Annotated in this window: 20 protein-coding genes and 1 pseudogene; 14 read left to right on the forward strand and 7 right to left on the reverse strand. The window is 68.5% G+C overall.

All coding sequences use genetic code 11. The features are described from left to right. Window positions 1-262 precede the first annotated feature (262 nt). Window positions 263-757, forward strand: coding sequence for a hypothetical protein (locus AC1Z3W_RS18120; protein WP_483508153.1), 495 nt, complete (start codon window positions 263-265; stop codon window positions 755-757). After that, window positions 754-930, forward strand: a complete 177-nt coding sequence (locus AC1Z3W_RS18125; protein ID WP_185734569.1) for a hypothetical protein — start codon at window positions 754-756, stop codon at window positions 928-930. Before AC1Z3W_RS18120 ends, AC1Z3W_RS18125 begins: the two co-directional genes overlap by 4 nt. A 136-nt stretch (window positions 931-1,066) precedes the next feature. On the opposite strand, the gene AC1Z3W_RS18130 is transcribed toward AC1Z3W_RS18125, so the two are convergent. After that, entirely contained in the window at window positions 1,067-1,735 is a 669-nt protein-coding gene (locus AC1Z3W_RS18130; RefSeq protein ID WP_057927358.1) for a haloacid dehalogenase type II, read from the reverse strand. Between the two features lie 460 nt (window positions 1,736-2,195). Here AC1Z3W_RS18130 and AC1Z3W_RS18135 point away from each other — a divergent pair, with 460 nt between their 5' ends. From AC1Z3W_RS18135 to AC1Z3W_RS18175, 9 genes and pseudogenes are all read left to right on the forward strand, one after another. Further along, window positions 2,196-3,056, forward strand: coding sequence for a GNAT family N-acetyltransferase (locus AC1Z3W_RS18135; RefSeq protein WP_057927359.1), 861 nt, complete (start codon window positions 2,196-2,198; stop codon window positions 3,054-3,056). A 12-nt stretch (window positions 3,057-3,068) separates the two neighbouring features. Continuing rightward, the gene (locus tag AC1Z3W_RS18140) at window positions 3,069-3,995 is read left to right on the forward strand and encodes a 2-hydroxyacid dehydrogenase (protein ID WP_057927360.1); all 927 of its coding nucleotides are present in this window, start codon (window positions 3,069-3,071) and stop codon (window positions 3,993-3,995) included. A gap of 162 nt (window positions 3,996-4,157) precedes the next feature. After that, window positions 4,158-5,558: an aspartate aminotransferase family protein gene (locus AC1Z3W_RS18145; RefSeq protein ID WP_124835039.1), complete on the forward strand. Its 1,401-nt coding sequence runs from the start codon at window positions 4,158-4,160 to the stop codon at window positions 5,556-5,558. Between the two features lie 85 nt (window positions 5,559-5,643). Then, window positions 5,644-6,135 carry an Lrp/AsnC family transcriptional regulator gene (locus AC1Z3W_RS18150; protein WP_006749694.1) on the forward strand — a complete coding sequence of 164 codons (492 nt, stop codon included), beginning with the start codon at window positions 5,644-5,646 and terminating at the stop codon, window positions 6,133-6,135. Between the two features lie 102 nt (window positions 6,136-6,237). Beyond that, complete coding sequence (locus tag AC1Z3W_RS18155) at window positions 6,238-7,710, forward strand: NAD-dependent succinate-semialdehyde dehydrogenase (protein WP_057927362.1); 1,473 nt, start codon at window positions 6,238-6,240, stop codon at window positions 7,708-7,710. Between the two features lie 204 nt (window positions 7,711-7,914). Next, complete coding sequence (locus tag AC1Z3W_RS18160) at window positions 7,915-9,435, forward strand: GGDEF domain-containing protein (protein WP_124835040.1); 1,521 nt, start codon at window positions 7,915-7,917, stop codon at window positions 9,433-9,435. Window positions 9,436-9,682: 247 nt separating this feature from the next. After that, a complete protein-coding gene (locus AC1Z3W_RS18165) occupies window positions 9,683-11,641 on the forward strand; it encodes a phosphatase PAP2 family protein (RefSeq protein ID WP_124835041.1) in 1,959 nt (652 codons plus the stop codon). 198 nt (window positions 11,642-11,839) lie between these two features. Beyond that, window positions 11,840-12,238, forward strand: a pseudogene (locus AC1Z3W_RS18170) (DUF72 domain-containing protein); the annotation flags it as partial. After that, the gene (locus AC1Z3W_RS18175) at window positions 12,222-12,392 is read left to right on the forward strand and encodes a hypothetical protein (RefSeq protein ID WP_006397039.1); all 171 of its coding nucleotides are present in this window, start codon (window positions 12,222-12,224) and stop codon (window positions 12,390-12,392) included. The pseudogene AC1Z3W_RS18170 and the gene AC1Z3W_RS18175, both read left to right, overlap by 17 nt. 207 nt (window positions 12,393-12,599) lie before the next feature. Here AC1Z3W_RS18175 and AC1Z3W_RS18180 read toward each other — a convergent pair whose 3' ends face one another. Further along, window positions 12,600-13,475 (reverse strand): aldo/keto reductase family oxidoreductase, encoded by an 876-nt coding sequence (locus AC1Z3W_RS18180; protein WP_057927365.1) that lies wholly within the window; start codon window positions 13,473-13,475, stop codon window positions 12,600-12,602. Window positions 13,476-13,575: 100 nt separating this feature from the next. Between AC1Z3W_RS18180 and AC1Z3W_RS18185 the strand changes: the two genes are divergently transcribed. Further along, complete coding sequence (locus AC1Z3W_RS18185) at window positions 13,576-14,478, forward strand: LysR family transcriptional regulator (RefSeq protein WP_483508155.1); 903 nt, start codon at window positions 13,576-13,578, stop codon at window positions 14,476-14,478. Between the two features lie 55 nt (window positions 14,479-14,533). Here the strand turns inward: AC1Z3W_RS18185 and AC1Z3W_RS18190 are convergent, their stop codons facing one another. The 5 genes from AC1Z3W_RS18190 to xylA all read right to left on the reverse strand — a co-directional run bounded on the left by AC1Z3W_RS18190 (window position 14,534) and on the right by xylA (window position 21,283). Beyond that, a complete protein-coding gene (locus AC1Z3W_RS18190) occupies window positions 14,534-15,733 on the reverse strand; it encodes a sugar ABC transporter permease (protein ID WP_483508156.1) in 1,200 nt (399 codons plus the stop codon). Then, window positions 15,730-17,289, reverse strand: a complete 1,560-nt coding sequence (gene xylG / locus AC1Z3W_RS18195; RefSeq protein WP_483508157.1) for a D-xylose ABC transporter ATP-binding protein — start codon at window positions 17,287-17,289, stop codon at window positions 15,730-15,732. The genes AC1Z3W_RS18190 and xylG overlap by 4 nt, the downstream gene beginning before the upstream one ends. Window positions 17,290-17,361: 72 nt before the next feature. Next, window positions 17,362-18,390 (reverse strand): D-xylose ABC transporter substrate-binding protein, encoded by a 1,029-nt coding sequence (gene xylF / locus AC1Z3W_RS18200; protein WP_175826321.1) that lies wholly within the window; start codon window positions 18,388-18,390, stop codon window positions 17,362-17,364. A gap of 87 nt (window positions 18,391-18,477) precedes the next feature. Then, window positions 18,478-19,956 carry a xylulokinase gene (gene xylB, locus AC1Z3W_RS18205; RefSeq protein WP_483508158.1) on the reverse strand — a complete coding sequence of 493 codons (1,479 nt, stop codon included), beginning with the start codon at window positions 19,954-19,956 and terminating at the stop codon, window positions 18,478-18,480. 4 nt (window positions 19,957-19,960) lie between these two features. Further along, on the reverse strand, window positions 19,961-21,283 hold the full coding sequence (xylA, locus tag AC1Z3W_RS18210; protein ID WP_175826319.1) for a xylose isomerase: 1,323 nt from the start codon (window positions 21,281-21,283) through the stop codon (window positions 19,961-19,963). Between the two features lie 267 nt (window positions 21,284-21,550). Here xylA and AC1Z3W_RS18215 point away from each other — a divergent pair, with 267 nt between their 5' ends. Together AC1Z3W_RS18215 and AC1Z3W_RS18220 are read left to right on the forward strand one after the other, a co-directional pair. Next, the gene (locus AC1Z3W_RS18215) at window positions 21,551-22,744 is read left to right on the forward strand and encodes a XylR family transcriptional regulator (protein WP_483508159.1); all 1,194 of its coding nucleotides are present in this window, start codon (window positions 21,551-21,553) and stop codon (window positions 22,742-22,744) included. A 27-nt stretch (window positions 22,745-22,771) separates the two neighbouring features. Next, on the forward strand, window positions 22,772-23,860 hold the full coding sequence (locus AC1Z3W_RS18220) for an aldose epimerase family protein (protein ID WP_483508160.1): 1,089 nt from the start codon (window positions 22,772-22,774) through the stop codon (window positions 23,858-23,860). Window positions 23,861-23,998: the final 138 nt, after the last annotated feature.

Here is a 23,998-nt window from a genome sequence, read left to right on the forward strand (position 1 = left end):
CAGCGTGGTTCGAGAAACCCGTCGCGCCCGCCTGCTGGTAGCGGGCGCGACGCCCTGCGTACTAAGTTCATTTAAGCACCGCCAAAATGCGGGTTATCGCGATTCGGGGCGGCCGCACGATACGATTCGACCGTTTTGAGCCACCCGCGCAGCATGAATTGCTGCGTGCTCGCGCATACCGTCGTTTGCCCGGTGCAGTTGTCGCGACGACCACGTAAGGACGGCGCGACGAACGAAATCGTAAAGCGACGCGCGCCGCAGATTGCACCGACAAAATTGCGCGTTCGGCATCCGAAACGCGTTCCACACGGGCAAACCGCATGTTTGCGTCGAATGCATGCCCGCGCGATTTGCCGGCGCCGTCCAAGGCCTCGCCACCAACGTTCAGGCGATTGCCCGCTTCATCGAAACCGGCCTGCCCCGACGGCCGCGGCACGGCCGGAATACCCGGCGGTACCGCGCCCGCTCGCGGGCCGCGCTGCCGGATCGCGATTCTCACGGCGGTGTGGCGGTGTGGCGGCGATCGGCGTGTTCGACCGCACGTCGGGCATTGGCCAGCGCGACGGGAAGCAGGAGAAAGGGATGCGCACGGGCCGCGCTGGCGGATCGCGATTCGTGCGGCGGTGCGGCGGCGATCGGCGTGTTCGACCGCTCGTCGGGCATCGGCCAGCGCGACGGGAAGCAGGAGAAAGGGATGCGCACGGCGCGCGCCGCCGGATCGCGATTCGCGCGGCGGTGCGGCAGTGCGGCCGTGTGACGGCGATCGACGAATTCGACCGCACGCCGGGCATTGGCCGGCGCGACGGCAAGCAGGAGGAAGGGATGCGCACGGCGCGCGCCGCCGGCACGTTCGAACCGGAAGGCGCGGACGCGCTCGAATCCGCCACGGGCGATACGCGGCTCTTCGCCGCGAATGTCGAAGGACTATGACAGGCAAGTGCGCGAGACAACGCGCCAAGCCTGCGCGATCGTCGAACGCCGACGGCCTGCCGCGCGCACGGGTTTTCCCGGCGCACGGGTTTTCCCGAATCTCGCGGCGGGCCGGGCCGCGCCGACGATGCGTCGCTTACAGCCCGAGCTGCGTCGCGAGATGGCCGATGTCGGACACCTCGTAGTAGTTGTAGAACGGCGTGCCGGGCTCGTGGCCGCGGTTGACGAACGCCTTGTGCTTGATCCCGAGATCCTCGGCCGTCATCAGATCGTAGCGCAGGCTCGACGACACATGCAGCACGTCCTCCGGCTTGCAGCCGAGCTTGTCGAACATGTATTCGAAGCCCTGCATGCGTGGCTTGTACGACTGCGCCTGCTGCGCGGTGAACACCGCATGGAACGGCGCGCCGAGCTTGTCGACATTGCTCATGATCTGCTCGTCCATCGCGTTCGACAGGATCACCAGCTTGTACTTCTTCGCGAGTCGCGACAGGCCGGCCGGCACGTCCGGATGCGGGCCCCAGGTCGGAACCGCATGATAGAAACGCTCGGCCTCGGCTTCGTCGAACTTCGTGCCGATGCGCGCGCAAGTGCGCCGGATCGCGTTGACGACGACGTCGCGGTACGGCTTCCATGCGCCGAGCACTTCGTCGAGCCGATAGGCGGCGAACGCGCGCACGAAGTCCTCCATCGCGACCGGCGACAGCCGCTCCGCGTAAATCTCGCGCGCCAGGTCCGCCATCTGGAAGCGGGTCAGCGTGCCGTAGCAGTCGAAAGTGATGTACTTCGGTTCAAACTGAATCATGATACGTCCTGTCGGTGTGAAGCCCCGGCAGGGCCGGGGACGGGCTGGGTTCAACGAAATTGAATCAGGGCAAAAAATCCGTCGCGCGTCGTTCGGCACCGCTCGAAACGCAGAATCGCCGCGTGTTGCACGCCACGGGCAGCACGATCTGCGGCGCGATCGAGCGCGGCGCTGCCGCGCGGACCAGCGGGCTTCGGCGGGCTTCACGAAACCGGGCCGCCGCTCGCCGGCACGCAGCAGCGCCGCCTTATTTCCATCGTAGTGGCATTCACACAGCAGAAGCTGTCGGATTGACCGGCCCCGCCGGCACGAAGCGCGCGTTCGTCCGCGTCGATCGAGCCGGCTTGCATCGATCTCGCACAACCGCCCGCTCGCACCGTAGAACAGGCGAATCGTCCTATCCGCGCCATTGTGTCGCTGGCAGAGTGGATGCGTCATTCCTACCCATCCGGAGTCCGGCGTGGCCGACCTCAACACTTCCAGCACGCTTATCTATCGCCCGTTCGCCGAAACCGACCTGCCCGCCGCACACCGGCTGTCGGAAGCGGTCAAGTGGCCGCACCGCCTCGACGACTGGCGCTTCGCACTCCAGCTCGGCGGCGGCTTCGTCGCCGAAGACGAAGCCGGCATCGTCGGCACCGCGCTCGGCTGGCGCTTCGACGACTCGCACGCATCGCTCGGCATGGTGATCGTGTCGCCCGAGCGCCAGGGCCGCGGCATCGGCCGCGAACTGCTCGCGCGCGTCGTCGACAGCCTCGGCGCGCGCACGATATTCCTCCATGCGACACCGTCCGGCGAACCGCTCTATGTGAAGTTCGGCTTCCAGGCGATCGGCACGATCGACCAGCACCAGGGCGCCGCGTTCCAGCCGCCGCTGATCTCGCTGCCGCCGGGCGAGCGCCTGCGCCCGCTCGGCACGAACGACGGGCCGCGCCTCGCGGCGCTCGCGTCGCGCGCGGCAGGCTACGAGCGCGGCGCGGTGGTCGATGCGCTGCTCGACGTCGCGAACGGGATCGCGCTCGACCGCGACGGCGAACTGCTCGGCTTCGCGCTCTTTCGCCGCTTCGGCCGCGGCCATGCGATCGGGCCGGTGGTCGCGCCGGACGCGCTGCGCGCGCAGGCGCTGATCAGTCACTGGCTCGCGCTGCACGCAGGCATGTTCGTGCGCCTCGACGTGCCGGGCGACAGCGGGCTGTCGGACTGGCTGCAGGGGCTCGGCCTGCCGCGCGTCGATACCGTCGTCGCGATGGCGCGCGGTGCGGCGCCGGCACGCGACCCCGCGCTGCGCGCGTTCGCGATCGTGAACCAGGCGCTGGGCTGAGCGGCACGCACGATGAGCTTCCTGTACAAGGCCGACCCGGTGCGCGGTGCGCAATGGGCGCAGCGCTTCGCGCAACAGGCGCCCGACCTCGCGTTCCGGATCTGGCCGGACATCGGCGATCCGCACGCGGTGCGCTACCTCGCCGCGTGGCAACCGCCGGACGACCCGGCCACGCTGCTGCCGAACCTCGAGATCGTGTTTTCGGTGGGCGCCGGCATCGATCAGTTCGACCTGTCGCGCGTGCCCGCGCACATTCCGGTCGTGCGGATGATCGAGCCCGGCATCGTCGAAGGCATGGTCGAATATGTGACGCAGGCCGTGCTGACGATCCACCGCGACCTGTTCGACTATGCGGCGCAACAGCGCACCCAGGTGTGGCACGAGAAGCCGGTGCGCGCGGCCGCGTCGCGGCGCGTCGGCGTGCTCGGACTCGGCACGCTCGGCCAGGCCGTGCTCGACACGCTGCGGCGCTTCGGCTTCCCGTGCGCCGGCTGGAGCCGCACGCCGCGCACGCTCGACGGCGTCGACTGCTACGCGGGCGACGCGGCGCTCGATGCGTTCCTGGCCCGCACCGACATCCTGATCTGCCTGCTGCCGCTCACCGACAGTACACGCGGGCTGCTCGGCGCGCGCGTGTTCGACGCGCTGCCGGCCGGCGCATCGCTCGTGCAGGTCGGGCGCGGCCCGCAGCTCGATGCGCTCGCGCTGCTCGCCGCGCTCGAGCGCGGCCAGCTCGACAGCGCGATCCTCGACGTGACGGACCCCGAACCGTTGCCGGCCGGCCACCCGTTCTGGACGCATCCGCGCATTCGCATCACGCCGCACATTGCGAGCGCGACGCGGCCCGACACCGCGGTCGACGCCGTGCTCGAGAACCTCGCGCGCCATCGCGCGGGGCAGCCGATGATCGGCGTCGTCGATCGCGCGCGCGGCTACTGACGCGCTCGCCCGGCCCCGCGGGGCGCGCAGCAGAAAATGCCGCAGCGCCCCGTGCAAACGCCGCGGCCGTACGTTTCAGGCGGCAAATTGAAGGCGCACGCGGATTTCTCGCCCGTTAGCATGAACTTACCGCTGACACCCGACAGAGAGTCCCGCACTACCATGAACCAAGCCGCGCTGATCGAAGCCGATCGTCAACACCTGATCCACCCCGTCGTCAATTACCGCGTGCACGAGGCGCGCGGCGTCACCGTGCTCGAATCCGCCGACGGCGTGTTCCTGCGCGACGGCGACGGCCATACGCTGCTCGATGCGTTCTCGGGCCTGTGGTGCGTCAACGTCGGCTACGGCCGCGACAGCATCGTGAAGGCCGCCGCCGAGCAGATGGCGAAACTGCCCTACGCCACCGGCTATTTCCATTTCGGCTCGCAGCCCGCGATCGAGCTTGCCGAACGGCTCGCGACGCTCGCGCCGCCGTCGCTGAACCACGTGTACTTCACGCTCGGCGGCTCGGACGCCGTCGACTCCGCGGTGCGCTTCATCACGCACTATTTCAACGCGACCGGCCGCCCGTCGAAAAAGCAGATGATCGCGCTCGAGCGCGGCTATCACGGCTCGTCGTCGATCGGCGCCGGCCTCACCGCGCTGCCCGCGTTCCACCGCCATTTCGACCTGCCGCGCGCGGACCAGCACCATATTCCGTCGCCCTACCCGTATCGCCATCCGCTCGGCGACGATCCGCAGGCGCTGATCGCCGCGTCGGTCGCCGCGCTCGAGGCGAAGGTCGCCGAGCTCGGCGCGGACAACGTCGCGGCGTTCTTCTGCGAGCCCGTGCAAGGCTCGGGCGGCGTGATCGTGCCGCCGGTCGGCTGGCTGAAGGCGATGCGCGACGCATGCCGGCGCCTCGGCATCCTGTTCGTCGCCGACGAGGTGATCACCGGCTTCGGCCGCACCGGCCCGCTGTTCGCGTGCGAGACCGAGCAGGTCGATCCGGACCTGATGACCGTCGCGAAGGGACTGACCGCCGGCTATGCGCCGATGGGCGCGGTGCTGATGTCCGACGAAGTCTACGAAGGGATCGCGGGCAGCCGCACCGAGTCGGCCGCGGTCGGCCACGGCTATACGTATTCCGCGCATCCGGTGAGCGCGGCGATCGGCCTCGAGGTGCTGAAGCTCTATCACGAAGGCGGGCTGCTCGCGAACGGCCAGGCGCTGGCGCCGCGCTTCGCGGCCGGGCTCGATGCGCTGCGCGCGCATCCGCTCGTCGGCGATTCGCGCTCGATCGGCCTGCTCGGCGCGCTCGAGCTGGTAGCCGACAAGGCGCACAAGACGCGCTTCGACCCGGCGCTGAACGTGCCCGACAAGATCGCGGCGGCCGCGTACGCGAACGGCGTGGTGTTCCGCGCATTCGGCGACGGCGTGCTCGGCTTTGCGCCGGCGCTGAGCTTCACCGCGGGCGAGTTCGACCTGATGTTCGAACGCGTGCGCAAGACGCTCGACGACGTGCTGGCCGACGCGGGTGTTCAGCGCGCGCTCGACGCCGCGCACGCGCAGCCGGCATGACGGGTCAAGGGAAAGCCGGGCTTGTGGCGGCAATCGTTCGACTCTAAAGTAACCGGACATTCCATTTTTTCCCTTTCACGTGAACATGACGGACAGCAAGCTGGATCGCATCGACCTGCGCATCCTCTCCCAGTTGCAGAAACGCGGCCGCATGACCAACGTCGAGCTGGCCGATGCGGTCGGGCTGTCACCCAGCCCCTGCCTGATCCGCGTGAAGCGGCTCGAGAAGGCCGGCTACATCGGCGGCTACGGCGCGCATATCCAGCTCGAAAAACTCGGCGACGTGCAGGTCGTGTTTACCGAGGTCACGCTGGCCGACCACCGCCGCGAGGACTTCGACCGTTTCGTCGCGGCGATCCGCAATGTCGACGAGATCGTCGAGTGCCACCTCGCGAGCGGCGGCTACGACTATCTGCTGAAGTTCATCACGCGCAGCGTGAGCCATTACCAGACGATCGTCGAAGGGCTGCTCGAGCAGAACATCGGCATCGAGAAGTATTTCAGTTACGTGATCATCAAGTCGCCGTTCGTCAAACGGCACTACCCGCTCGAATCGCTGTTCGGCGAACGTCACTGACGGACAGCGCGCGACACCCGGGAACGCGGCAGCACGCTGTCCGCGCGGGGTAGTCGCGCGCCCGCGCCGCCGTCGCCGGACCGCATCACCCAAGGACCTGTCATGCCGCTTACGCTGTCCCGAACCGAACTCGTGCGCACCGCCAACCTCATCGACGGCACCTGGCGCGACGCGCTCGACGGCCGTCGCTTCGACGTCATCGATCCGGCGACGCTCGAGACCGTTGCCCACGCACCCGATAGCGGCGCCGCCGACGCGCGCGCCGCGACCGACGCAGCGGCGCGCGCGCTGCCCGCATGGCGCGCGACGCCCGCTCGCGAACGCGCCGCGATCCTGCGTGCGTGGCACGCGGCGATCGTCGCGCACACCGACGATCTCGCGAAGCTGATGTCGCGCGAACAGGGCAAGCCGCTCGCCGAAGCGCGCGGCGAAGTCGCATACGGCGCGTCGTACGTGCTGTGGTTCGCCGAGGAAGCGACGCGCACCTACGGCGACCTGATTCCGCAGCAGCAGCGCGGCAAGCGGCTGAGCGCCGTGAAGGAACCGATCGGCATCGTCGCCGCGATCACGCCGTGGAATTTCCCGCTCGCGATGATCGCGCGCAAGATCGCACCCGCGCTCGCGGCCGGCTGCACGGTCGTCGCGAAGCCGGCGGAGGACACGCCGCTCACCGCGCTCGCGCTCGCCTTCCTCGCGCAGGAAGCCGGCGTGCCGCCCGGTGTGCTGAACCTGATCACCGCGTCGCGCGAACGCGGCATCGACGCGGCAGCCGACTGGCTCGCCGACGGCCGCGTGCGCAAGATCACGTTCACCGGCTCGACGCCCGTCGGCAAGCTGCTCGCGCGCGAATCGGCCGCGACGCTGAAGAAGCTGTCGCTGGAGCTCGGCGGCAATGCGCCGTTCATCGTGTTCGACGATGCCGAGCTCGACGCCGCGGTCGACGGGCTGATGGCCGCCAAGTTCCGCAACGGCGGCCAGACCTGCGTGTCGCCGAACCGCGTGTACGTGCAGGCCGGCGTCTACGAAGCGTTCGCCGCGAAGCTCGCCGCGCGTGTCGCCGCACTGAAGGTCGCGCCGGCAACCGACCCGGCCGCGCAGATCGGCCCGATGATCAACGCGCGCGCGGTCGACAAGATCGCGCGTCATGTCGGCGACGCGGTCGAGCGCGGCGCACGCGTACTCACGGGCGGCAAGCGCCTGCCCGAACTCGGGCCGAACTATTACGCGCCGACGGTGCTCGCCGACGCCACCGCCGACATGCAGCTGACCTGCGAGGAAACCTTCGGCCCGGTCGCCGCGCTGTTTTCGTTCGATTCGGAAGACGAAGCCATCGACGCCGCGAACGACACGCCGTTCGGGCTCGCCGCGTATTTCTACACGCAGGACGTACGCCGCATCGCGCGTGTGTCCGCACGGCTCGAAACGGGCATCGTCGGCATCAACGAGGGCGCGCTCGCGAGCGAAGCCGCACCGTTCGGCGGCGTGAAGGAATCGGGCTACGGCCGAGAGGGGTCGCGCTACGGCCTCGACGATTACCTGTCGATCAAGTACCTGTGCCAGGGCGGGCTCGACTGACGCTTCGCCGCCGCCCTCATCCACCGCTGTTACGCAGTCGTTGCGGGGCGCGTCGTTGCCGGCGCGCCCCGCTCGCACACGTTTGCGGTATCCGTGCAGTCATTGTTTCGCATGCCGGCCTCGATTTTCGGGCAACCCTGCCGTTAACCCGGATTTGACCAGCGCCGCTGCGGTCGCAGCCGCCTTTCCGTACGAGCGCGAGCAATGCCTGCATCCCCTTCGATCGAGAAAATTGCCGACTGGGCCGGGCGCCACCATCTGATCGTCGGCGCGCTGGGCACGCTGATGTCGGTCGCGGCGCTCGGCATCAGCGCGGCAACGCTGTGGGCCGCGCGAAGCGAAGTCGTCGAGCATGCGCACGAGACGTCCCGCAACGTCGCTGCCGTCCTCGTCAGCGAGATCGCGCGCACCGTCGAAACGTCCAATAGCGCGCTGGTCTCACTCGCCGCCGATATCCGCAACCCCGCCGTCTCGCGCATGGACGCCGGGCTGCGTCACGACGTCCTGTTCGAGCGCACGGCCGCGCAATACGTGACCGGCATGGGCGTGACGGACCGCTCCGGCCGGCTGATCGACGGTTGTTGCGGCCCGACCCACAACTGGGACTTCAGCGATCGCGATTACTTCAAGGTCCATCGCGATGCCGACAACGTCGGCCTCTACGTATCCGAGGCGTACCGTGCGCGTTCGCGTGGCGGCACGGAATCGATCGCACTGTCGCGACGCATCGAACGGCCGGATCACACGTTCAATGGCATCGCGGTGGTCGCCATCGACCTCGCCTACTTCGATCGGCTTCTTTCCCGCCTGAATGTCGGGCCGCATGGCGTCAGCGCGATCCTGCGCGCGGACGGCACGATCCTCGCGCGCAATCCGCCGTTGAGCGATCACCAGATGGTTCGCCTGCGCCGCTCGAAGTCGTTCGAGCGGATGGTGAGCCGCGAATCGGGCTTCTATGGCGCGCGCTCGAGCATCGATGGAACGTTGCGGCTGTATACGTACCAGCGGGTACCCGGCACGCCGCTGATCGCCGTGGTCGCGCCGGCCGAGCATGACGTGCTGGCCGGCATCACGCACCTGACGTGGACGGTCGGCGTGTCGGCGTCCGTCATCGGCGCGCTGTTCTGCGCGGTGGTATGGCTGCTCGCATTCGCGCTGCGGGGCAACCTGCGCAAACAGACGCTGCTCACCGACATGACGCGCACCGACCCGCTGACGGGCCTGCACAATCGACGCGCGCTCGATGCCGCGCTCGTCGACGAGTGGGAGCGGCTGCAGCGCGGCAACGACGGCAGCCTGTCGGTGCTGTTCATCGACGCCGATCACTTCAAGCAGTACAACGACCGGTACGGCCACGCGCAAGGCGACACCGCGCTGCGGTTTCTCGCCGAATGCATCCGCGCGCATACGCGCCGGCGCGGCGATCTCGCCGCACGTTACGGCGGCGAGGAATTCGTCGCGGTGTTGCCCGATACCGACGAAAGCGGCGCCGCGAAAGTCGCCGAAGCGATTCGCCGCGCGGTGGAACGCAACCGGCTCGACGGGTTCGCCGAGACGGTGCCCGCGTTTACGGTCAGCATCGGCTGCGCGACCGGCCATCGCGCACGGCCGGCGTCCGTGCATGTGCTGACGCATCAGGCCGACCTCGCCCTCTATGCGGCCAAGCACAGCGGCAGAAACCGCGTGTGCCGCACCGGCGCGCAATCATGCGCCGAACCGGCGTGACCGTTCCCGCTCCGATCATTTCTTGAACGCTCACGCGCGGCCGGACGCACGCGCGAGCGGCGCGTAGCCGCCCGCCGCCGGATCTCGCCGACGGCCGGATCGGCCCGACCGCTACGTTCAGCATCACGAATTCACCAGATAGTGAGCATTCGGGCGCATCGACAGCGCTCCGAAACAAATCCGTAACGGCTGCGTCACGATCGCCCACGACAATCCGCCATCTTCGATACTCAGGATGGAGTCTTGCATGTTCGCGTCACGAAGCCGTTTCCCGCTGCACGTCGCAGCGCTTTCGAGTGCGATTGTCCTCGCCGCGTGCGGCGGCGGCGACGATGTCACGCCGACCACCACGACCAGCGCGGCCGTGCCGGCCCCGCCGGCCGACCCGGGCTTCGTCGACAGCGCGCCCGTGCCGAGCGTGCCGGCCTTCGTCGACAACATCGCGACCAACCAGCGCGGCGACGCGCGCTATGCCACGCTGTCGACCAACGCCGCCGTGCGCGTCGTGAGCCGTTTCCTCGACCTGTGGCAGCCGTCGACGATGCTGGTCGATGCAGGCGTGAGCGCGCAGGCGTTCGGCGCGTTTCCGGCGATCTCGCCGTCGACGTGCTCGGGGCTGCCCACCAGCGGCACGCCGTGCGGCACGATCGTGAACGGCACGGTGCTCGCGGCCAACGTGCAGTACGTGGTCAACGCAACGACCGCGCGCACGCAGCAGCAGGCCGACGCCGCCTACTTCGACGACCGGCGCGGCAAGGGCTACAGCGTGACCGACGGCATGGGCCCGCTCACCAGCGCGTGGCGCACGGCCGCGCAGCAGACGACCAGCATCACCAACGTGCCCGCCGACGCGACGACGGTGCTCTACAACGATTCCGGCAACAACACCGGCGTCGGCAGCAGCACGAACACGAGCTTCGGCAAGGTCGTCGACCTGCTCAACGAAATGGGCAACAACGCGTCGACCGAACCGTCGAAGCGTTTCTACAAGTACGCGCGGCCGTACCGCTGGAGCGCGAGCGTCGTCGTCGCGCCGACGCTCGTTCCCGCGGAAAGCACGACGCCCGCGACCGACGGCGGCTTCATCAGCGGCCACGAAGCCGAAGCGATGCGCGATGCGATGACGATGGCGTGGCTCGTGCCGGAGCGGTTCCAGGAAATGGTCAGCCGCGGTCTCGAACTCGGCGAGAACCGGATCCTCGCCGGCATGCATTCGCCGCTCGACGTGATCGGCGGGCGCATGCTCGCGCTGGCCGTCAGCGCGGCGAACCTGACTGCGTACGCGAGCGATGCGCAAGCCGCGTACGGCCAGGCCCACCAGGCGCTGCAGCAACTCACGGGGACGACCGCCACGACGTTCGCCGCCTTCGCGCATTCGGGCACGGCGGCCACCGACCGGTTCGCCGATTACGCGACCAACAGGACGGCCTTCGCGCGCCGCATGACGTTCGGCTTCGGCGCGATCGAGTCGACCGATGCACCGCCCGTCGTGCCCAAGGGCGCGGAGATCCTGCTGCAGACACGCTTCCCGTACCTGAGCGCCGATCAGCGCCGCGTCGTGCTGAAGACCACCGAAATTTCGTCGGGCTACCCGGTGATGGACGATGCGGAAGGCTGGGGCCGCCTGAACCTGTTTGCGGCGGCCGACGGCTATGGCGCGTTCAACGGCAACGTGATCGTGTCGATGGATGCGTCCCAGGGAGGGCTCAATGCGGCCGACCAGTGGCGCAACGATATCGCCGGTGCGGGCAAGCTGACGCTGCAAGGCACCGGTACGCTCGCGCTCGCGGGCAACAACCGCTATACGGGCGGCACGCAGGTGAGCGGCGGCACGCTCGCGGCTGCGTCGGCAATGGCGTTCGGCAACGGCGACGTGTATGTCGGTTCGGGCGGTAGCGTCCGGATTGCCGCCGGCGCGCCCGTCACGATCGCGACACGCTATACGCAGCTCGACAACGCGACGCTCGAACTCGACATCGACGGCAACGGCGGCGGACGCCTGCGCGTGGGTGGTCCGCTCACCGTCGCGGGCGGCACGCTGCACGTGAAGTTCGTGAACGGCTACGCGCCGAAGGCCGGCGACACCATCGCGCTGATCGACGGCGCGGCGGCCGCGGCGAAGTTCTCGACGGTCATGGTCGACGGGTTCAAGGCGACGCCGGTTTATACGGCGACGGGCGTGTCGGTCAGGTTATCGGCGTCGTGATCTCGTGTTCGTGTGTTACGGGTCGCGCGGACTGCGCGTGACCCGCATGTCGTACCCGACACGCTGATGAATCTCAGCGTGTCCGATGTGTCACTGGATACTTGATACGCAGGCACAGCAAGGTTCGTGCCGCGCGGTGGCACATGCATTGCTCGCCACACCGAATACGTGTGGACCAACGGGCATTCGGGTATCGACGTGACGAGAAAATCAGGTGAAGTCCGCATCGGCATTTCAGACTGGCGCTACGGCGGCTGGCGACACGGGTACGACGAAACGCCGCCCGGTTTTACGTTCAGCGTGAAAGGCCCACGCTACCTGACCCACATGCAGCGCTTTCGCGATGAAACCGCGACGCTCGCCTGCGCGAACTGCTTTGCGCAAGGATTGCTCGCCCTGAAGGACAAGCTCGGGCGGATCCTTTGGCAGTTTCCGCCGTCGCCGCGTTTCGACCCCGAGCACATCGCGCGCTTTCTCGGCCTGCTGCCGCACGATACGGAAGCGATACGGAAGCCGGATAAAACGGCATGCCGCGCGACAGCAGTCCGCACGATGAACCCGAACCGCAAGGAGAGGAACGATGACCCTGCTTATCTACCTGGTCGGATGGATCATTTTCATCGGCGGCGTGGCATGGGGATTGATGACGCTGCACGTGTCGCAGCACATCATCGAGATCGTCGCCGTCATTCTGTTCGGCATCGCGGTGATCACGGGCGCGACGCGCGCGCGCAATCGCGACCGGTCGTAGCGCGGTATCCAGGACAGGCCAGACGCCGCGAGCGACGCCGTTTCACTGCTGCGTGTCGATCCAGGCGATACAGGCGGCCAATTCCTCCGGCGTGCCGGACGGAAAGGCATCCTCGAGGTGATCGGGAAACGCGGCAACGCGCGCGCTCGATAATCGCGTGGAAGTGCTACAGCGCCCATGGGGCGATGTCAGGCCCCGGCACGTCGCTCACGCGCGCACCGACGCGACACCGTCGAGTTCACGCACGGCATCCTCGGGCAACCCCAACGCGCCCGCGGCGAGATTCTCGCGCAGATGCGCGACGGACGACGTCCCCGGAATCAGCAGGATGTTCGGCGCGCGCTGCAGCAGCCACGCGAGCGCGGTCTGCATCGGCGTCGCACCGAGCCGCGCGGCGACCGCGTCGAGCGTGGACGACTGCAGCGGATTGAAGCCGCCGAGCGGAAAGTACGGTACGTATGCGATGCCGTCGCGCGCGAGCGCGTCGATCAGGTCATCGTCGTCGCGGTGCGCGAGGTTGTAATGATTCTGCACGCAGACGATTTCGCAGATCCGGCGCCCTTCGGCGATCTGCGCGGCCGTCACGTTGCTCAGCCCGATGTGCCGTACGAGGCCCTGCCGCTGCAGTTCGGCCAGCGCGGACAGCGGCGCCTCGATCGAGCCTTCGGCCGGGCCGTGCGTGTCGAACATGATCCGCAGATTGACGACGTCGAGCACGTCGAGGCCCAGGTTGCGCAGGTTGTCGTGCACGGCGGCCGTCAGCGCTTCGGCGGAGAATGCCGGCAGCCAGGAACCGTCGTCGCCGCGCGTCGCGCCGACCTTGGTCACGATCAGCAGCTCGTCGCGATACGGATGCAACGCTTCGCGAATCAACTGGTTGGTCACATGCGGGCCGTAAAAGTCGCTCGTGTCGATGTGGTCGACGCCCGATGCGACCGCTTCACGGAGAACGGCGAGCGCCGCATGGCGGTCCTTGGGCGGACCGAACACGCCGGGGCCGGCCAGCTGCATCGCGCCATAGCCGATGCGATGAATGCTGCGGCCCGCGACGGAATACGTGCCGGATTGAACGATGGGGGACATGGTCGTGCTCCTGTAGCGAATGCGTGAATCGCAGGTTACGCCGCGTTGCGCTGCGCGATAACCGGTCATAATCCGCACAACCTGTACGAAAAGGCGAACAATGCAAGTCGATCTGGGCGATCTGAACGCGTTCGTGGCGGTGGCACGGGCGAAGGGCTTTCGCGAAGGCGCGCGCATGGTCGGGGCGAGTGCATCCGGTCTGAGCGAAGCGGTGCGCCGGCTGGAAGCGCAACTCGGCGTGCGGCTGCTGCACCGCACGACGCGCAGCGTGTCGCCCACCGAAGCCGGCGAGCGTCTGCTCGCACGGCTCACGCCGGCACTGAGCGAGGTGGAGGCGGCGCTCGACGTGGTGAACACGTTCCGCGAGCGGCCGGTCGGCACGCTGAAGCTCAATGTGCCGATGAGCGCGGCGCGGCTCGTGCTGCCGTCCATCATCCCGCGCTTTCTCGACGCATATCCGGAGATACGGCTCGAAGTCGTGGCCGATGAAAGCTTCGTCGATATCCTTGCGGCCGGCTGCGACGCGGGCATCCGTTACGACGAGCGCCTCGAACAGGACATGATCGCCGTGCCCATCGGCCCGCGCTCGCAACGCTTCGCCACCGCCGCCGCACCCGCCTATCTCGACCGGCGCGGCCGCCCTACCCATCCGCGCGACCTGCTCGATCACGCGTGCCTGCGCGGCCGCTTCGCGAGCGGCGCGATGCCGGCGTGGGAATACGAGCGCGACGGAGAAGTGGTGCGCGTGGAGCCGTCGGGCCCGCTCGTCGTGCAGATCGGCGGTGCCGTCGATCTCGTCGTCGATGCCGCCTGCGCGGGGCTCGGCATCGTGCACCTTTACGAAGACTGGCTTCGGCCGCATCTGGCGAGCGGCGCGCTCGAGCCCGTGCTCGACGGCTGGTGGCGGCCGTTCCCGGGCCCGTATCTGTACTATCCGGGGCGGCGGTTCGTGCCGGCTCCGCTGCGCGCGTTCGTCGATTTCATCAAGGCGGATGCCGGGTAGAACGGCATGAGCCGTCCACCTCCCCGGCAAGCGGCGATCGCATCCGCACGGCGCCTCATCGCCGGTTCGACCGCGACACCACGTCGATCCACACGGCCAGCACCAGCACCGCGCCCTTGACGATCATCTGCCAGTACGCGTCGACGTCGAGCATCGACATCCCGTTGTCGAGGCTCGCCATCACGAGCGCGCCAATCAGCGCGCCATAGACCGTGCCCGACCCGCCGCGCATCGACGTGCCGCCGATGAAGCATGCGGCGATCGCATCGAGCTCGCCCATCGTGCCGGCCGACGGCGAGCCGGCTGCGAGCCGCGCGGTGTTCACGATGCCCGCGAACGCGCACATCAGCCCCATCAGCGCGAAGATCGCGAGCTTCACGCGGTCGGTGTCGACGCCCGACAGCCGCGTCGCCTCCAGGTTCGAACCCACTGCATAGATGCGCCGGCCGAACACGGTCTGCGTCGCGATCCACGAGAACGCGCCGAGCAGCGCGAGCAGCAGCAGCACCGGCACGGGGATGCCGCCGTAGCGGTCGAGCGTCGCGACGAACGCGAACAGCACCGCGCCCGCGCCGGCGATCTTCACGACGTCCTGCCACAGCGGCGCGACCGCGAGCCGATAACGGTGCCGCGTACCGCGCTGCCGGACGACCAGCAGCGCGACGAGCGCGAACAGCAGCAGCGCGAGGCCGTCGCCGACGACGCGCGGTAGATAGCCCTGCCCGATGAACACGAAGCCGTCGGACACCGGCGCGATCGTCGAGCCGCCCGTCACGCCGAGCAGGATGCCGCGGAACACGAGCATCCCGCCCAGCCCGACGATGAACGACGGCACGCGCCGGTAGGTCGACCACCAGCCGTTGAACAGCCCGACCAGCACACCGAGCGCGAGTACCACCGGCACCGTCGCGGCGACCGGCCAGTGCCGATTGACGTCGAGGATCGCCGCGACGCCGCCGAGCAGCCCGAGCAGCGAGCCGACCGACAGGTCGATTTCACCGGCGATGATCACGAACACCATCCCGCATGCGAGCATCCCGGTGATCGACATCTGCCGCAGCAGGTTCGACACGTTGCGCGGCGTGACGAACGCGCCGTCGGTCAGCACCGAGAAAAACACCCAGATCGCCGCGACCGCGAACAGCAGCGCGAGCACCTTGTAGCGCACGAAGACCTGGCGCAGCGGATGGCCGTGCGTGCGACGCGCGTCGGCGTCCTGCGGCACGGCGGCGGAGGAAGACAATTCGGTATTCATGGCGCACTCGCTGCAATGGGTTCGGCCGGACGCCGCGCGGGTTTCAGCGCGGCGCCGAGGATCTGTTCCTGCGTAAGACCGTCGTTGACGAAATCGCCGCGCACCTCGCCTTCGCCGATCACGAGCACGCGATCGGCCAGCCCGAGCACTTCCGGCAGCTCCGACGACACGACGATCAGCGCGACGCCGCGCTTCGCGAGCGCGAAGATCAGCCGGTAGATTTCCGCTTTCGCGCCGACGTCGACGCCGCGGGTCGGCTCGTCGAGGATCAGCACCTGCGGGTCGGCCAGCAGCATCCTGGCGAGCACCGCCTTCTGCTGGTTGCCGCCGGACAGGCTCGCGATCGGCAGGAACGGATGCGCGGCACGCACCGACAGCCGCTGCATCTCGGTGCGGATCGCGTCGAGTTCGGCGGCCGCGTCGATCCGCCCGCGCGCCGCGAAGCGGCGCAGCACCGACAGCGTGATGTTGTGGCCGACGCCGAGCTGCGGCACGATCCCGTGGCGCTTGCGATCCTCGGGCACCATCGCGATCCCGGCGCGGATCGCATCGGCCGGCGAACGGATCGCGAGCGGCCGGCCGTTGATCCGCACGCTCGCCGTGCTCGCGCCGGGATACACGCCGAAGATCGCCTGCATCAGCTCGGTGCGGCCCGCGCCGACGAGCCCGGCGATGCCGAGAATCTCGCCGCGCCGCACGCTGAACGACACGTCGTCGACACGCTTGCGGCGCGGGTTCGCCACGTCGTGACAGGTCACGTTGCGCGCCTCCAGCACGACGTCGCCGATCTCGTGCGGCTCGCGCGGATACAGGTTGCGGATTTCGCGCCCGACCATCATCGCGATGATCCGGTCGGTGGTCAGCGTGCGCATCGGCTCGGTCGCGACATGACGGCCGTCGCGGATCACGGTCACGGTGTCGCATACGGCATCGACTTCGTCGAGCTTGTGCGAGATGTACACGCATGCGACGCCGCGCCGCTTCAGGTCGCGCACGATATCGAGCAGGATGCGCGTCTCGGCGGCACTCAGCGACGACGACGGCTCGTCGAGGATCAGCAGCTTCGCGCGCTTGTTCAATGCCTTCGCGATTTCGATCAGTTGCTGGTGCCCGCCGCCGTAGTTCATCACCGGCTGCGCGACGTTGATCGCGTCGATGCGCAGCTCGCGCAGCAGCGCCTCCGAGCGCCGCACCATCTCCGCGTAGTGCATGCGTCCGCCGGGCAGCGTGATCTCGTTGCCGAGGAAGATGTTCTCGGCCACCGACAGCTCGGGCACGAGCATCAGCTCCTGGTGGATGATCACGATGCCCGCGCGCTCGGTGTCGCGCACGCCGGACGCGACGAGCGGCGCGCCTTCCCAGCGGATTTCGCCATCCCACGTGCCGTGCGGGTAGACGCCCGACAGCACCTTCATCAGCGTCGACTTGCCGGCGCCGTTCTCGCCGCACAGCCCGACGCATTCACCGGGGCGCACGGTCAGGTCGATCCCGTCGAGCGCCTTCACGCCGTCGAATGCCTTGACGATGCCGCGCATCGTCAGCAAGGGTTCGGTCATACGTTCATTGCCTCGCGATGAGCACGCGGCCGCGCGCAGGGCCCGGCCGCGTGCAGCGTGCCCGCCGCGCCGTTACTGGCTCGCCAGCTGGGCCTGGGTGTAGAAGCCGTCCTTCACGACGACGTCGACGTTGCGCTTGGTCAGCAGCGTCGGCTGCAGCAGCACCGTGTCGACCTTCTTCTTGCCGTTGTCGTACTGTGCGTTGAACGCGGGCTTCGTGCCCTTCGCGAGATCGACGGCAAGCTTCGCGGCTTCGCTCGCGATCAGCTTCAGCGGCTTGTAGACGGTCATCGTCTGCGTGCCGGCGATCACGCGCTTGACCGCGGCGAGGTCCGCATCCTGCCCGGACACCGGCACCTTGCCGGCCAGATGCTGCGCGGCGAGCGCCTGGATCGCGCCGCCCGCGGTGCCGTCGTTCGACGCGACGATCGCGTCGATCTTGTTGTTGTTCGCGGTCAGCGCGTCCTCGACGATCCGCAGCGCGGTCGACGCGCTCCACTCGGGCACCCATTGCTGGCCGACGACCTTGACGTCGCCGCGGTCGATCGCCGGCTTCAGCACCTTCAACTGACCTGCGCGCAGCATCTTCGCGTTGTTGTCGGTCGGCGCGCCGCCGAGCAGGAAGTAGTTGCCCTTCGGCTTCGCGTCGAACACGCCCTGCGCCTGCAGTTCGCCGACCTTCTCGTTGTCGAACGAGATGTACGCGTCGACGTCCGCGTCGAGGATCAGGCGGTCGTACGACACGACCTTGATGCCGGCCTTCTTCGCCTCGGCGACGACGTTGCCGAGCGTCTTCGAATTGAACGGCACGATCACGATCACGTCGACGCCGCGCGAGATCAGGTTCTCGATCTGGGAAATCTGCCGCTCCTCGCTCGCGTCGGCCGACTGCACCGACACCTTCGCGCCGAGCTTCGTCGCGGCCGCGACGAAATAGTCGCGGTCGCGCGACCAGCGCTCGACGCGTAGATCGTCGATGCAGAAGCCGATCTCGGGCTTGTCCTTGCTCGCATGCGCGAGCGGTGCGCCCAGCGTCAGGATCGCCAGCGCAGCGGCGCCGGCAAGCGAACTCAATACGGTACGACGCGTCACGGATTTCATGTCTCCATCTCCTTGTTATCGGACTACCTCACGAACGACGGGCGGCCGCCGGAACGGGCTGCCCGTATCGACTCGCCGCAACGCGCGTCAAGCGAGCGTTGCAAATACCGGTTCGAGCGCGCGGTACAGCGCGTGAAACGTCGGACGCCGCGTGTCGCGATACCACGCGTGCCGTGCAGGGTCGGGCTCGCGCACCGCGACGATCGGCGGCTGCGGGCATACGTCGTCGAGCGACGCATCCGGTTCGAGCGCGAGATGCGCGAGCCGCGCGGCACCGAGCGCCGGACCGACCTCGCCGCCCGCGCGCAACGTCAGCACGCGGCCGCTCAGGTCGGCGAGCATCTGCGTCCAGTACGCGCTGCGCGACCCGCCGCCGATCACCGTGATGCTGTCGGGCGCCAGCCCGGCCGCATGCAGCGCATCGATCCCGTCGAGCAGCGCGAAGCCGACGCCTTCGAGCGTCGCGTTCGCCAGATCCGCGCGCTGCGTGTCGGGCGTGAGCCCGTAGAACACGCCCTTCGCATTCACGTCGTTGTGCGGCGTGCGCTCGCCGCTCAGGTACGGCAGAAACCACGGGCGGCTCGCGCGTGCGTTCGCCTCGGCATCGGCGAGCAGCGCCGCGACGCCGTCGTAACCGGTCAGTTGTGCGGTGAAGTCGATGCAGCCGGCCGCGTTCAGCATCACCGACATCAGGTGCCACGCGTCCGGCAGCGCGTGGCAGAAGCTGTGCACCGCGGATTCGGGGTTCGCGCGAAATCCGTCCGACACCGCGAAATACACGCCCGACGTGCCGAGCGACAGCAGCGCATCGCCCGGCTTCACGATGCCGACGCCCACCGCGCCGGCCGCGTTGTCGCCGCCGCCGGCCACCACGGGAATCTCGCGCAGCCCGAGTGTGCGCGCGACCTCGGGCAGCAGCGTGCCGGTCACGCCGTTACCCTCGAACACGGTCGGCATCTGTGCACGCGACAGCCCGCACGCGGCGAGCAGCGTGTCGTCGTAGTCGCGCTTCGCGACGTCGAGCCACAGCGTGCCGGCGGCATCCGACGGATCGGTTGCGAACGCACCGGTCAGCCGGTAGCGCAAATAGTCCTTCGGCAGCAGCACGTACGCGATCCGCGCGAACACGTCGGGCTCGTGACGACGCACCCACAGAAGCTTCGGCGCGGTGAAGCCGGGCATCGCGACGTTGCCGGCCACCGTGCGCAACGCGGGCACGAGCCGCTCGAGTTCCGCGCACTCCGCATCCGCCCGGCCGTCGTTCCACAGAATCGCCGGGCGCAGCACGTCGCCATGCGCGTCGATGAGCATGGCGCCATGCATCTGCCCGGTCAGCCCCAGCGCGTCGATGTCGTGCGGATCGATGCCGGCCGCACGGGCTTCATCGACGAGCGCGGCAAGCGCCCCGCATGCGGCATCCCACCAGTCGCGCGGCGCCTGTTCCGACCAGCGCGGCCGCGGCCGGCTCACCGTCAGCGGGCGGCTCGCGCTCGCCCGCACCGCGCCGTCACGGTCGAGCAGCACCGCCTTCACGCCCGACGTGCCGAGATCGAGTCCGATATACATGGCGTCAGCGCAGCCCGTAGATCGCCTGGTTCACGATGTTCTCGAGCCGCTCCTGGGCGCCGCTCGCATGCCGCGGATCCACGCCGCGCGCGAGCGCATCGTCGGCCAGCGACTGCAGCGTATAGCCGCCCGACAGGATCTTGCGGCCGAACGCCTCGTCCCACTGCGCGTAGCGCTGCCGGCGCAGCGCATCGAGCCGGTCGTTCTCGACCAGCACCGCCGCGCGCTCGAGCGCGAGCGCGAGCACGTCGATCGCGCCCACGTGGCCGTAGAACAGGTCTTCCGGATCGACGCTCTGGCGCCGCACCTTCGCGTCGAAGTTCATCCCGCCGGTCGTGAAGCCGCCGTGGCGCAGGATCTCGTAGAACGCGAGCGTCAGCTCCTCGACGCTGTTCGGGAACTGGTCGGTGTCCCAGCCGTTCTGCGGGTCGCCGCGGTTCGCGTCGACGCTGCCGAACACGCCGAGCGCGAACGCGTTCGCGATCTCGTGATGGAACGAGTGCCCGGCGAGCGTCGCATGGTTTGCCTCGATGTTCACGCGGATCTCGTTCTGCAGTCCGTACTGCACGAGAAAGCCGTGCACTGTCGCCACGTCGTAGTCGTATTGGTGCTTGGTCGGCTCCTGCGGCTTCGGCTCGATCAGCAGCGCGCCGTTGAAGCCGATCCGGTGCTTGTGCTCGACGACCATCGACAGGAAGCGCGCGAACTGATCGCGCTCGCGCTTCAGGTCGGTATTGAGCAGCGTCTCGTACCCTTCGCGGCCGCCCCACAGCACGTAGTTCTCGCCGCCGAGCCGATGCGTCGCGTCGAGCGCATGACACACCTGGGTCGCGGCCCACGCGAACACGTCGGGGTTCGGGTTCGTCGCGGCACCCGCCGCGAAGCGCGGATGCGAGAACAGGTTCGCGGTGCCCCACAGCAGCCGCACGCCGCTCGCCTGCTGGCGCTCGCCGAGATAGTCGACCATCCGTGCGAAATTGGCCGCGTACTCGCGCAGGCTGTCGCCCTCCGGCGCGACGTCGGTGTCATGAAACGTATAGAACGGCGTGCCGAGCTTCGTGAAGAATTCGAATGCCGCATCGGCCTTCATCCGCGCGCGCTCGAGCGCATCGCCCGGTTGCTGCCACGGCCGCCGGAACGCGCCCTGCCCGAAGATGTCGTGCCCCGGCCACACGAACGTGTGCCAATAGCAGACGGCGATCCGCAGATGCTCGGCGAGCGTCTTGCCGAGCACGCGCTTCTCGGGGTTGTAATAGTGGTAAGCCAGCGGGTTGTCCGACTGCGGACCTTCGTAGCGAATCGCGGGAATGTGTTCGAAATACGACATGGCGTCTCCGTGCGGGGTCTTGTTGCAGCGCAACGCGCGTCGCGACGACGCACGCGGCCGAATTCGGTTGACTGGATCGTGCCCGCGCGCCTGCCGGCCGGCAATTGCGAAATTGCGCAGCGCGCTTAATGTTTCTTGCCAGCCGCGCTCGCGCGGTGCGCGTTCCGTCCTACAATCGCCGGACACCAGACATCGCGCGCCGCCGCCTCGAGCGCGCGCCCGGAGACAATGGCACGGCGCCCTGGCGGCGCTCGCCCCGAGACCGAGATGACCCGCGCCCCTTCCGCCCAGACACCGCACCGCATCGCACTGCTGTTCAACGCGAACAAGGTCTACGACCGCGAGATCATCAGCGGCATCGGCCAGTACCTGCACACGACGCGCGTCGTGTGGGACCTGTTCCTCGAAGACGATTTCCGCTGCCGGCTCGCCGGCATCGAGCGCTTCGACGGCGACGGCATCATCGCGGACTTCGACGATCCGGCCGTCGCCGACGCGCTCGCCGGCTCGCCGTTGCCGATCGTCGCGGTCGGTTCGTCATACGAGGACCCGGCGCACTATCCTGACGGCGTCCCATATATTGCGACCGACAACCCGAAGCTCGTGTCGCTCGCCCATACGCATCTGATCGGCGCGGGGCTCGCGCACTTCGCGATGTACAGCCTGCCGGCCGCGCAGGAGAACCGCTGGGCACAGCAGCGCGAGCTCGCGTTCGACCGGCTCGCGCGCGCGGACGGGCTCGATGCGCCGATCTACCGCGGACTGTCGACGAGCGCGTCGGGCTGGAACCACGCGATCGAGCAACTGATCGGCTGGCTGCATGCGCTGCCGAAGCCGGTCGGCGTGATCGCGGTCACCGATGCGCGCGCGCGGCACTTGCTGCAGGCGTGCCTGATCGCCGGCATCGCGGTGCCGGAACAGGTTGCGATCATCGGCATCGACAACGATCCGCTCACGCGCACGCTCACACGCATTCCGTTGTCGTCGGTCATCCAGGGCACCGAGGAAATGGGCCGCACCGCCGCGCACCTGCTGCACCGGATGCTGCGCGGCGCGCGTTTTCCCGGGCAGCGCATCCTCGTGCCGCCGGTCGGCATCAACGTGCTCGAGTCGACGCGCCACCAGCCGCTCGCGAGCCCGCACGTGATGCGCGCACGGCATTTCATCCGCCAGTACGCGTGCCAGGGAATCAAGACCGAACAGGTCGCCGACTATGTCGGCGTGTCGCGCTCGCTGCTCGAAGAACACTTTCGGCGCGAACTGCAGCGCACCGTGCACCAGGAAATCCTGCGTCACAAGCTCGAGGCCGCCCAGGCGCTGCTCGCGAGCCGCAACGCGTCGAGCGCGGAAGTCGCGATCCGCTGCGGCTTCACGTCGCTGCAGTACATGTATGCGGTGTTTCGCCGCGAACTCGGCTGCACCCCGCGCGAATACCAGGAACGCACCGCGCCTGCCCACTGAATTCACCGCCCACGAGCGAACCCACTCATGCATATCGATACCGACTCTTCCCGCCCGGCAGCCGACGTCGGCCGCATTCCGTCCGAGCCGTGGGGCACGCTGCCCGGCGGCGATCCGGTGCGGCGCTATACGCTGCGCAACGCGCACGGAATGCGCGTCGTCGTCAGCGATCTCGGCGCGACCGTCGTGTCGTGGCTCGCGCCCGACCGCACCGGGCGCTTCGCCGATATCGTACTGGCCCACGACACGCCCGCCGACTACGTCGAATCGGGTGCGTACCTCGGCGCGACGGTCGGCCGCTGGGCGAACCGGATCGCGGGCGCCCGCTTCACGCTCGACGGCGTCGACTACACGCTCGATCGCAACGAGAACGGCAACCTGCTGCACGGCGGCGCGAGCGGCTTTCACCGCGCGCGCTGGGACGTGATCGACGACCGCGACGGGCTGACGCTGCGGCTCGATTCGCCGGAAGGCGATGCCGGGTTCCCCGGCAACGTGAGCGTGCAGGTGCGCTACACGCTCGACGACGACGGCACGCTGACGATCGACTATGCGGGACGGACCGATGCCCCGACGCCGCTGAACCTGACGAATCACAGCTACTTCAACCTGAGCGGACGCGCGGGCAGCGACGTGCGCGGCCATCTGCTGCAGATCGACGCCGATGCGTTCGTCGAAGTGGACGATGCGCTGATCCCGACCGGCACGGCCGACGTGACGGGCACCGCGTTCGATTTCCGGCAGAGCGCGCCGCTCGGCGCCCGCCTCGCCTGGCCGCATGCGCAGCTCGCGCGCGGACGCGGCTTCGATCACTGCTATGTGCTGCGCGACCCCGGGCACGGCGTGCGGCCCGTCGCGTCGATCTACGATCCGGAAAGCGGTCGAGAGCTCGCGGTATCGACGGATCAGCGCGGGCTGCAGCTCTACACGGGCAATTATCTGGACGGTGTGCGCGCAAGCGGCGGTGTGTCGTGCGTGCAGCATGCGGCGCTGTGCGTCGAAGCCGGGTTCTTTCCGGACCAGGTCAACATGGATGCGTTGCGCGACGAAACGATCGTCGGCCCGGGCGACACCTATCGCCAGACGACGCGATATCGGGTCGGCGTTCGCGGGTAGCGGACACGTCGGGCGGCCGCCGATCACGCGCGGCTCACCCGTTGCCGGATGGCAGGCGGCGCACGTGGTCCTTGCGTATGCGCCGCCCTGCGCGCCCTGCGCGCGATGGGCGATGCACGATTCGGCCTCGCATCGAGG

The organism is Burkholderia sp. 10_S31, assembly GCF_056930375.1.

Coding starts and splice junctions, on each gene's coding strand:
- AC1Z3W_RS18130 (WP_057927358.1), bottom strand. CDS start 1,735: ATGATTCAGTTTGAACCGAAGTACATCACTTTCGACTGCTACGGCACG.
- AC1Z3W_RS18140 (WP_057927360.1), top strand. CDS start 3,069: ATGAGCTTCCTGTACAAGGCCGACCCGGTGCGCGGTGCGCAATGGGCG.
- AC1Z3W_RS18145 (WP_124835039.1), top strand. CDS start 4,158: ATGAACCAAGCCGCGCTGATCGAAGCCGATCGTCAACACCTGATCCAC.
- AC1Z3W_RS18150 (WP_006749694.1), top strand. CDS start 5,644: ATGACGGACAGCAAGCTGGATCGCATCGACCTGCGCATCCTCTCCCAG.
- AC1Z3W_RS18155 (WP_057927362.1), top strand. CDS start 6,238: ATGCCGCTTACGCTGTCCCGAACCGAACTCGTGCGCACCGCCAACCTC.
- AC1Z3W_RS18160 (WP_124835040.1), top strand. CDS start 7,915: ATGCCTGCATCCCCTTCGATCGAGAAAATTGCCGACTGGGCCGGGCGC.
- AC1Z3W_RS18165 (WP_124835041.1), top strand. CDS start 9,683: ATGTTCGCGTCACGAAGCCGTTTCCCGCTGCACGTCGCAGCGCTTTCG.
- AC1Z3W_RS18175 (WP_006397039.1), top strand. CDS start 12,222: ATGACCCTGCTTATCTACCTGGTCGGATGGATCATTTTCATCGGCGGC.
- AC1Z3W_RS18180 (WP_057927365.1), bottom strand. CDS start 13,475: ATGTCCCCCATCGTTCAATCCGGCACGTATTCCGTCGCGGGCCGCAGC.
- AC1Z3W_RS18185 (WP_483508155.1), top strand. CDS start 13,576: ATGCAAGTCGATCTGGGCGATCTGAACGCGTTCGTGGCGGTGGCACGG.
- AC1Z3W_RS18190 (WP_483508156.1), bottom strand. CDS start 15,733: ATGAATACCGAATTGTCTTCCTCCGCCGCCGTGCCGCAGGACGCCGAC.
- xylG (WP_483508157.1), bottom strand. CDS start 17,289: ATGACCGAACCCTTGCTGACGATGCGCGGCATCGTCAAGGCATTCGAC.
- xylF (WP_175826321.1), bottom strand. CDS start 18,390: ATGAAATCCGTGACGCGTCGTACCGTATTGAGTTCGCTTGCCGGCGCC.
- xylB (WP_483508158.1), bottom strand. CDS start 19,956: ATGTATATCGGACTCGATCTCGGCACGTCGGGCGTGAAGGCGGTGCTG.
- xylA (WP_175826319.1), bottom strand. CDS start 21,283: ATGTCGTATTTCGAACACATTCCCGCGATTCGCTACGAAGGTCCGCAG.
- AC1Z3W_RS18215 (WP_483508159.1), top strand. CDS start 21,551: ATGACCCGCGCCCCTTCCGCCCAGACACCGCACCGCATCGCACTGCTG.
- AC1Z3W_RS18220 (WP_483508160.1), top strand. CDS start 22,772: ATGCATATCGATACCGACTCTTCCCGCCCGGCAGCCGACGTCGGCCGC.